Source organism: Cellulomonas iranensis NBRC 101100 = JCM 18110 (assembly GCF_001552375.1).
In the GTDB taxonomy this organism is placed as follows: Bacteria; Actinomycetota; Actinomycetes; order Actinomycetales; family Cellulomonadaceae; genus Cellulomonas; species Cellulomonas iranensis.
The window spans coordinates 73922-81928 of record NZ_BCRB01000005.1 but is presented as its reverse complement, the minus strand read 5'-3'; the positions used below and the strand labels follow the sequence as shown (position 1 = coordinate 81928).

General features: G+C 75.8%; 11 protein-coding genes. 4 read left to right on the top strand and 7 right to left on the bottom strand.

Annotated elements, in window-relative coordinates:
* Together CS2_RS01685 and CS2_RS01680 are read left to right on the top strand one after the other, a co-directional pair.
* A partial coding sequence (locus CS2_RS01685; RefSeq protein WP_217997347.1) for a CAP domain-containing protein occupies positions 1 to 442 on the top strand: 442 nt, incomplete at its 5' end.
* 92 nt (positions 443 to 534) lie between these two features.
* Positions 535 to 987 carry a GNAT family N-acetyltransferase gene (locus CS2_RS01680; protein WP_070318629.1) on the top strand — a complete coding sequence of 151 codons (453 nt, stop codon included), beginning with the start codon at positions 535 to 537 and terminating at the stop codon, positions 985 to 987.
* A gap of 55 nt (positions 988 to 1042) precedes the next feature.
* Here the strand turns inward: CS2_RS01680 and rocD are convergent, their stop codons facing one another.
* From rocD to CS2_RS01665, 3 genes are all read right to left on the bottom strand, one after another.
* Positions 1043 to 2269, bottom strand: coding sequence for an ornithine--oxo-acid transaminase (rocD, locus tag CS2_RS01675; protein WP_070318628.1), 1227 nt, complete (start codon positions 2267 to 2269; stop codon positions 1043 to 1045).
* Entirely contained in the window at positions 2266 to 3093 is an 828-nt protein-coding gene (gene ddaH, locus CS2_RS01670; protein WP_070318627.1) for a dimethylargininase, read from the bottom strand. Before ddaH ends, rocD begins: the two co-directional genes overlap by 4 nt.
* A 201-nt stretch (positions 3094 to 3294) precedes the next feature.
* Entirely contained in the window at positions 3295 to 3786 is a 492-nt protein-coding gene (locus tag CS2_RS01665; protein ID WP_070318626.1) for an SRPBCC family protein, read from the bottom strand.
* A 33-nt stretch (positions 3787 to 3819) separates the two neighbouring features.
* On the opposite strand from CS2_RS01665, the gene CS2_RS01660 reads away from it, so the two are divergent.
* A complete protein-coding gene (locus CS2_RS01660) occupies positions 3820 to 4812 on the top strand; it encodes an aldo/keto reductase (RefSeq protein ID WP_070318625.1) in 993 nt (330 codons plus the stop codon).
* A gap of 16 nt (positions 4813 to 4828) precedes the next feature.
* Here CS2_RS01660 and CS2_RS01655 read toward each other — a convergent pair whose 3' ends face one another.
* The 4 genes from CS2_RS01655 to CS2_RS01640 all read right to left on the bottom strand — a co-directional run bounded on the left by CS2_RS01655 (position 4829) and on the right by CS2_RS01640 (position 7241).
* On the bottom strand, positions 4829 to 5203 hold the full coding sequence (locus CS2_RS01655; RefSeq protein ID WP_143320134.1) for a hypothetical protein: 375 nt from the start codon (positions 5201 to 5203) through the stop codon (positions 4829 to 4831).
* A gap of 29 nt (positions 5204 to 5232) precedes the next feature.
* Positions 5233 to 5877, bottom strand: a complete 645-nt coding sequence (locus tag CS2_RS01650) for a nucleotidyltransferase domain-containing protein (protein WP_070318623.1) — start codon at positions 5875 to 5877, stop codon at positions 5233 to 5235.
* A 91-nt stretch (positions 5878 to 5968) separates the two neighbouring features.
* A complete protein-coding gene (locus tag CS2_RS01645) occupies positions 5969 to 6742 on the bottom strand; it encodes a hypothetical protein (RefSeq protein WP_070318622.1) in 774 nt (257 codons plus the stop codon).
* A gap of 1 nt (position 6743) precedes the next feature.
* Positions 6744 to 7241, bottom strand: coding sequence for an OsmC family protein (locus CS2_RS01640; protein ID WP_082739636.1), 498 nt, complete (start codon positions 7239 to 7241; stop codon positions 6744 to 6746).
* A 304-nt stretch (positions 7242 to 7545) separates the two neighbouring features.
* Between CS2_RS01640 and CS2_RS01635 the strand changes: the two genes are divergently transcribed.
* Positions 7546 to 7953 (top strand): transferase, encoded by a 408-nt coding sequence (locus CS2_RS01635; RefSeq protein ID WP_233421030.1) that lies wholly within the window; start codon positions 7546 to 7548, stop codon positions 7951 to 7953.
* The last annotated feature ends 54 nt before the right edge of the window (positions 7954 to 8007 follow it).

Here is an 8007-nt window from a genome sequence, read left to right as displayed (position 1 = left end):
GAAGGCCGCGACCACGCGTCGCGCGCCCGCTCCCGCCCGCAGCGGCGGCGCCGCCGCGGCCGCACCCGCCGCGCCCGCCGCTGCGGGACTGCCCGTGGCCGGTTCCGAGGGCTCCGCGGGGGCCGTGGGAGCGGCGCTCAACGCGCACCGCGTCGCCAACGGGCTCGGCGAGCTGAGCATCGTGCGGTCGGGGGCGCGCGTCGAGCACGCGATGCAGATGGCGGCGTCCGACAGCATCTGGCACTCGGGCACGCGCGCGGGGTCGGCGAAGGCCCGGCCCGAGATCGTCGGGCGCGTGAGCCCCGGCGACGCGACCCGCATGATCCGGGCCTACGCCAACTCGAGCGGCCACAACGCGCAGATGCTCGGCGCGTACTCGACCGCGTACGTCGGCGTCGTCATGCACGACGGGTGGATGTACACGTCGATCACGTTCGGCTGACGGGGCCGCGCGGCGGGTCGTGCGACGGGGGTCGGCCGGGGCGGGTGGCAGGATGGCGCCCGCCCACCCGCCGCCCACGCGAGGAGAACGCCGTGCTCGCAGCGACCGTCCGCCCGTGCGCCGGGCCCGCCGAGCACGCGGCCCTGGCGCGCGTCTGGCGGCGCGCGGTCGACGCGACGCACGACTTCGTGGCGCCCGCCGACCTCGACGAGATCGAGTCGCAGCTCGTGCCCGCGTACCTGCCGGGCGTCCGGCTGACGGTCGCCGAGGCCGGCGGCGTCCCCGTCGGGTTCGCCGGCACGAGCGGCGACGAGCTCGCGATGCTGTTCGTGGACCCTTCCTGGCAGGGCAGGGGCGTCGGCGGCGCGCTGCTCGCGCACGTCGTGCACGAGCAGGGAGTGACGCGCGTCGACGTCAACGAGCAGAACGCGGCCGCCGCCGAGTTCTACGCGCGGCGCGGGTTCACGGTGGTGGGGCGCAGCGCGACCGACGAGGCCGGGCGGCCGTACCCGTTGCTGCACCTGCGGCTGACCGCCGCGGGCTGAGCCGGACGCGCGGCGGGCCGGCGCCCGGGCGCGCGCGGTGCGCACCCGGGCGGGCTCAGCGCGCCGTGAGCGCGTCCGTGAGGCGGTCGAGCGCGGTGTCGAGGTCCGCGACGTCGACCGTGAGCGGCGGCGCGAGGCGGATCGTCGCGCCGTGCGTGTCCTTCGCGAGCACGCCGCGCGCGAGCAGCCGCTCGCACAGCTCGCGACCGCTCGCCGGGCCCCCGGGGGCGGACGGTGCGACGTCGACGCCGGCCCACAGGCCGATCGTCCGCACGTCGGACAGCAGGCCGCGGTCGACCAGCGGGTCGAGGCGGTCGCCCACGTGCTCGCCGAGCGTGCGGGCGCGGGCCTGCAGCGTGCCGGGCGTCAGCAGGTCGACCACGGCGAGCGCGACCGCGCACGCGAGCGGGTTGCCGCCGAACGTCGAGCCGTGCGTGCCGGCGGTCAGGACCTCGAGCACGTCGGCGCGGCCGACCACCGCCGACACGGGCACGATCCCGCCGCCCAGCGCCTTGCCGAGCGTCACGAGGTCGGGCCGCACGTCGAACCGCTCGCACGCGAGCGTCGACCCCGTGCGGCCGAGGCCCGACTGGATCTCGTCCGCGACCAGCAGGACGCCCGCGTCGTCGCACGCGCGCCGCACGGCCGCGAGGTAGTCCAGCGGCGGCACGACCACGCCCTGCTCGCCCTGCACGGGTTCCAGCAGCACGGCGACGGTCGTCTCGTCGATCGCGCGCGCCAGGGCCGCCGCGTCGCCGTACGGCACGGTGACGAAGCCCGGCGTGAACGGACCGAACCCGCGGCGCGCGTCGGGGTCGGACGAGAACGACACGATCGTGGTCGTGCGGCCGTGGAAGTTGCCGTCGGCGACGACGACCGTCGCGCGGTCGGCGGGCACGCCCCGCACCTCGTAGCCCCACTTGCGGGACGCCTTGATCGCGGTCTCGACGGCCTCGGCGCCCGTGTTCATGGGCAGCACGAGGTGCGACGTGCCGGCCAGCAGCGGCCCGACGAGCCCGGCCAGCGCCTGCGCGAACGGCTCGAGCAGGTCGTGGTCGAACGCGCGGGAGGTCAGCGTGAGCCGGTCGAGCTGCGCGTGCGCGGCGGCCACGAGCGCCGGGTGCCGGTGGCCGAAGTTGAGCGCCGAGTACCCCGCGAGCATGTCGAGGTAGCGGCGACCGTCGGTGTCGGTGACCCACGCGCCCTCACCCGTCGCGAGCGTGACGGGCAGCGGGTGGTAGTTGGGCGCCAGGGCCGACCCGACGACGGGCGTGGTGGTCACCGGCGGATCTCCAGCGTGCAGCACTTCGCGCCGCCGCCGCCCTTGAGCAGCTCGGACGTGTCGACCGGGATCGGGGTGTAGCCGCGGCGACGCAGCTCGCCCGCGAGGTGCGTCGCGCGCGGTGCCACGACGACGTGCAGACCGTCGGAGACCGCGTTGAGGCCGAGCGCCGCGGCGTCGTCGTCGGTCGCGACCACGGCGTCGGGGAAGAGGCGCTCGAGGACCGCGCGCGACCCGGCCGAGAACGCGGGCGGGTAGTACGCGACCTGCGGGGACGCGGGGTCGGACGACAGCACGGCGAGCGCGGTGTCGAGGTGGTAGTACCGGTCGTCGACGAGCTCGAGCGAGATCACGGGGCGGCCGACGAGCTCCTGCAGCTCGGCGTGCGACGCCCGGTCGGACCGGAACCCGGTGCCGGCCAGGATCAGGTCGCCGACGACCAGCAGGTCGCCCTCGCCCTCGTTGACCTGCTCGGCGGTGTGCGTGACGAAGCCGCGGTCCGCGAACCACTTCTGGTACGCGGGGCCCTCGGCGGCGCGCTCGGGGTAGCGGAAACGTGCCGAGTACACGACTCCGTCGACGACGGTGGCGCCGTTGGCCGCGTAGACCATGTCGGGCAGGCCGGGGATCGGGTCGATCGTCTCGACCGTGTGGCCGAGCTCGAGGTACGTGTCGCGCAGCGTGCGCCACTGGCGCACCGCCAGGTCGGTGTCCGTCACGCGCTGCGGGTCCATCCACGGGTTGATCCGGTAGGACACCGTGTAGTGGGTCGGCTCGCACATGAGGTAGTGGCGGGGCGTGGCACCGGGTGCGTGCGCGGTCATCGGGCTCCTCGAGGGGGACGGGGCCGCCGCGGGGGTGGGGGCGGCCGACCCTTCGAGGGTACGAGCGTCGCGGCGTCCTCCTGGACAGGTGACGTTGCGCGTGCGGGCGCGATCCGTTGCGCTGTGGGTGCACGCAGGGTCGATCCGTTGCGTCGAAACGCCTGCGAGACACCGATCCCGCGCGTCGGCGTGCCGCGAGGCTCAGCCCGCGCGCAGGTCGCGCGCCGCGCGGTGCAGCACCACCCGCAGCATGAGCCCCAGCACGGGCGCCGTCAGGCGCGCCGTGAGCGCCGCGGGCAGCGGCCCCGCGAGCGGCACGCGCTCGGACCACGTCACGCGGCACGCACCCGGGCCCGTCGGCAGGACGACGATCGTCGCCTCGCCCAGCAGCACCGGGCCCCGCTTGGTGAACACCGCGACACCCGCCGCGCCGCCCGCGTCGGCGCCCGGGGCGTCGTACCGCGTGACGACCATGCGGTCGACGAACCCCGGCAGCCCGCGGCGCGCACCCGGCCCCGACACCGCCTCCACGCGGGTGCCCAGGCGCGGCGGCCCGTCGGTGCGCACGCGCGTCAGCGGGACCCACGCCGCGTGCCGGCGCGCGTCCGTCAGCGCCGCCCACGCGGCGGCCGCGGGCACGGGCAGCGCGCGCGTGACCGCGACGGCACCGGGGGCAGCAGGGGGCGTCGGCATGCGTCGATCCTCCACCGGGGTACGGTCGTCGGCATGCGGAGCAGGGTGCTGGGACGGACGGGTCGTGAGGTCGGCGTGATCGGGCTGGGCTGCTGGCAGCTCGGCGGCGACTGGGGCGAGGTCGGCGACGACACGGCGCACGCCGTGCTCGAGGCCGCGGTCGCCTCGGGCGTGACGTTCCTCGACACGGCGGACGTGTACGGCGACGGGCGGTCCGAGCGCGCGATCGGCGCGTTCCTCGCGTCGCGCCCCGACCTCGCCGGGTCGGTCACGGTCGCCACCAAGATGGGCCGCCGCACCGACCCGCACGTCGCGGAGGCGTACACGTACGACGCGTTCTGCCGGTGGACCGACCGCAGCCGCGTCAACCTGCGCACCGACACGCTCGACCTCGTGCAGCTGCACTGCCCGCCCAGCGCGGTGCTGCGCAGCGACGACGTGTACGACGCGCTCGACCGGGTCGTCGAGGACGGCCGCGCGGCCGCCTACGGCGTGTCCGTCGAGACCGTCGACGAGGCGCTCGCGGCGATCGCGCGCCCGCACGTCGCGTCTGTGCAGATCATCCTCAACGTCTTCCGCCGCAAGCCGCTCGAGCAGGTGCTGCCCGCGGCGGCCGAGGCGGGCGTCGGGATCATCGCGCGCGTGCCGCTCGCGTCGGGCCTGCTGTCGGGGAGGTACGACGAGCAGACGCAGTTCGCGCCCGACGACCACCGTGCCTACAACCGCCACGGCGAGGCGTTCGACGTCGGCGAGACGTTCTCGGGCGTGCCCTACGACGTCGGCGTCCGCGCCGCGCGCGAGGTCGCCGGGCTCACGCCGTCGGGCATGACGACCGCGCAGCTCGCGCTGCGCTGGATCGTGCAGCAGCCCGGCGTCTCGGTGGTCATCCCCGGCGCACGCACGCCCGCGCAGGCGCAGGCCAACGCGGCTGCCGACGCGTTCCCCGACCTGTCGGACGAGACCCTCGCGGCGCTCGCCGACGTGTACGACCGCGACGTGCGGGAGCACGTGCACGCACGCTGGTGACGCCGCCCGCGGCGCTTCAGTCGATCGAGGAGAGCGCCTCCACGAGGTGCTCGGCGTGGCGCAGCATGGTCCGTACCTTCTCGACCGTCAGGTACTCGGTGCCGTAGTGCGCCGCGGACTTGTCCCGGATGACGGATCGGAAGTGGCGGGCGAGCTGAGCGCCGTCAGGCTGCGTCCGCTCGAGGAGCTCGCCCGCGCGGGCATGGTCCTGACCGGCGTACCGCTCGCCCGAGCGGTGCCCGCAGACCGCGTCGGCCGCCGCGATGGCGGCGAGCGCCGCGAGACCGGCGGCCACCTGCCTGTACGCCTCGTCCTCTTCGACCGCGAGCTGGGCGACCTGGAGGTACGTGCGTGCCACACGGGCGCGCATCCGCACGTCCGTGGCCGTCATCGCGCGATGGCGGTCCTCCTTGCGCGGCGTCACGAGGCGGGGCGGAGCAGCTCGTCGACGGAGGGCCCGAGCACACGACGGGCGTCCGCGCGCAGGGACTCCACGAGGGGGTCGCCCGCGTCGCGCGCGAGGGCGAGGCGGCGGGGTGTCGTCAGGTAGACCTGGACGGCCTGCCCTGTCCATCGCCTGCCCTCGACCTCGAGCCGGTCGGCGAGGTGGTCGCCCCCGGTGCCGTCGGGGACGACGACGAGCAGGTCGAGGTCCGACTCCTCGTCCGCGGTCCCTCGCGCCACCGACCCGAACACGCTCACGGTGACCTGGGGCGTCAAGGTCTCGCCGTCGGCGACCGGAGGGTGGCTCTCTGCGACGAGGTCGGCGACGCGGCGGGCCAGCGCCTGCCAGGGGTCGAGGGCCCGGAAGGCGGCGTCGACCGCCGGGTACGCCAGGTGCGCGTCGTTGAGCTCGTACACGTTCGACGCGCCGACGGCGTGCGTCGTGACGATGCCCTGGGCGACGAGCCGGGCGAGTGCGTAGCGCACGCCGCGCTCCGAGCCGGTGCGCGCCAGCCGGTGCACCTGGGCGCCGGTCAGCGGCGTGCCCGCGCGCCAGAGCGTACGGAGCACCGTCGGGTCCAGTGAGGGGCCGAACACCCGTTCGGGGTAGGGCCAGTCCATGGAAGCACCTTCGTCAGCAATATTCTGCGGATATCCGCAGGATATCTCCGAATCCGTGCCTGGGGAAGCAGCAGGTGCCTCGGATCGGCGATCAACGTCGGCGCAGCAGACCCCGTCGGCGCGCGGGTCGGCCGGAGGTGGGCGAAGGCGCGACCGCGTCGGCCTGGCCGACGACGTGCGGGGCGGTCGCGAGCTGCGCGTGCACGGGCACGGCCTCGACGACCCGCGGGAACGTCTCGGGGGCGGGGCCGAAGGCCAGGCGCGCGCCCTTGACGACGCCCTGCCCGAGCGCGCGCCCGCCCGCGACGCCGATCGCGGCACCCAGGCCGTAGGGCGCGAGCCGCCCGACCGCGAGCCCGCCGAACCGGGCGGCCTGCGTGCGCAGCAGCTTGCGCGTGAGCTGGTTGTTGACCTTCTTGACCGTGCCCATCGGCATGCGGGTGAGCAGCACGCGGCCCACGCGGAACGTGGTCAGCTCGGTCGCGTCGCTCACGACCTTCGCGCCCGACTCGCCGAGCAGGGTCGACAGCAGCAGCGCCTTGCGGCGCTCGGTGTCGGTGACCTCGATGCCGTGCACCGACGCGACGGCGAGCGCGAACGCCGCGGACGCGCCGAAGAACGTCGCGACGTCGCTCACGGTCAGGGCGGTCGCGAGGCCCGTGCCGACGATCGGCGCGGCCGCCGCGGCGCCGACGGCGCCGCCCGTGCCCGCCACGACCAGCAGGTACTCCTTCTCGAGGAGCTCGACGACCCGGGCCGGGCTCGCGTCGGGGTTGCGGCGCCGCACGCTCTCGACGTGCGCGTGGATCGTCGCTGACGGGATCGTCACCGCCTTGTCGAGCGCGCCCTGCACGAGCCGCGGCACGTCAGCGCTCCCCGGACACCGTGAGCGTCGTCGTGGCGCCGTGCTCGAGCGTGCGCCCGACCGTGCAGTGCTGGTCGACCGCGCGGTGCACGACCGTCAGCAGTCGGTCGCGCGTCGCGTCGTCGAGGCCCGAGAGGTCGACCTCCATGACCTCGGCCAGCGCGGGGTAGCGGTCCTCGGTGGGGTGCGTCGCGCCGCCCACGCGGATGGTGACCCGGACGTCGTCGCCGAAGCGGTGCACGAGCGCGGCGTCGGCGGACAGGCCGCTGCACGCGCCGAGCGCGATCTTCAGCAGCTCGCCGGGGGAGAAGGCCTCCGGGTCGCCGACCGACCCGATGCGCACCTGCGCGCCGCGCGAGCTGCGGCCCACGTACTGGCGCTTGCCGGTGCGCTCGAGCCACAGCTCGGTGTCGCCCGCGTTGGCGAGCGGGTCCGGGGTCTCGGCCACGGTGGGTGCCGGGGTCCCGGCGACGTCGCGCGCGTCCTGGTCGGTCGTCATGGGGCGATCCTCGCACGCACCCGCGCGGGGTTCTCGGCGAGCGCGCGACGCCGCGCCCGCCGCCTCCCGGGGCCGTCGAACGCGGGGAACGGCCGTCTCCGCGGGCCGGGACGCGGCCGTTCCCCGCGTTCGGCGAGGCGCCCGGCGGTGCTGGCGTCGGTCCTTCCCCGTGGCGGGGGTGGCGACGGGGGACGGTGGCGCAGGTCACGGCGTCGGGGACCGGGTCGCGGGACTCGCGTGAAGGTCGTGTGACGGGCCTTCCCGTGGGAACAGACCATGGGGTCGGATCGTTGCGATGAGCAGGATGAAGCGATACGAGGAACTCGAGACCGAGGACGGCAAGGTCGTCCGCTACCAGCGACACGAGAACGGCGGCGGCCTCGTCGCCAAGGGTGCGCGCGTGCACGACAGCGCGTTCGTGGCCGACTCCGCGTGGGTCGACCCGGGCGCCGTCGTCGAGGCCGGCGCGTCGGTGGGCCGGTTCTGCTGGATCGAACCGGGCGCCGTCGTCTCCGAGCGCGCGCGACTGGGTTCGCACGTGCACGTCGGCCGTGACGCGGTGGTCGGCCGCGGCGCCCGCCTGGGTGCGCGCGTCGAGGTCGGTGCGGGTGCGCACCTGGACCCGGCGCTCGTCGTCGAGCCCGAGGCGCGGATCGCCGACGGCGCGCACGTCGAGCGCACCGGCTTCCCGCCGCACGTGCTCGCCGCCTGACGCACGCCTGAGAGCCGGCACGCCGCCCGGGCCGCCCCGGGCGGCGTGAGCGTG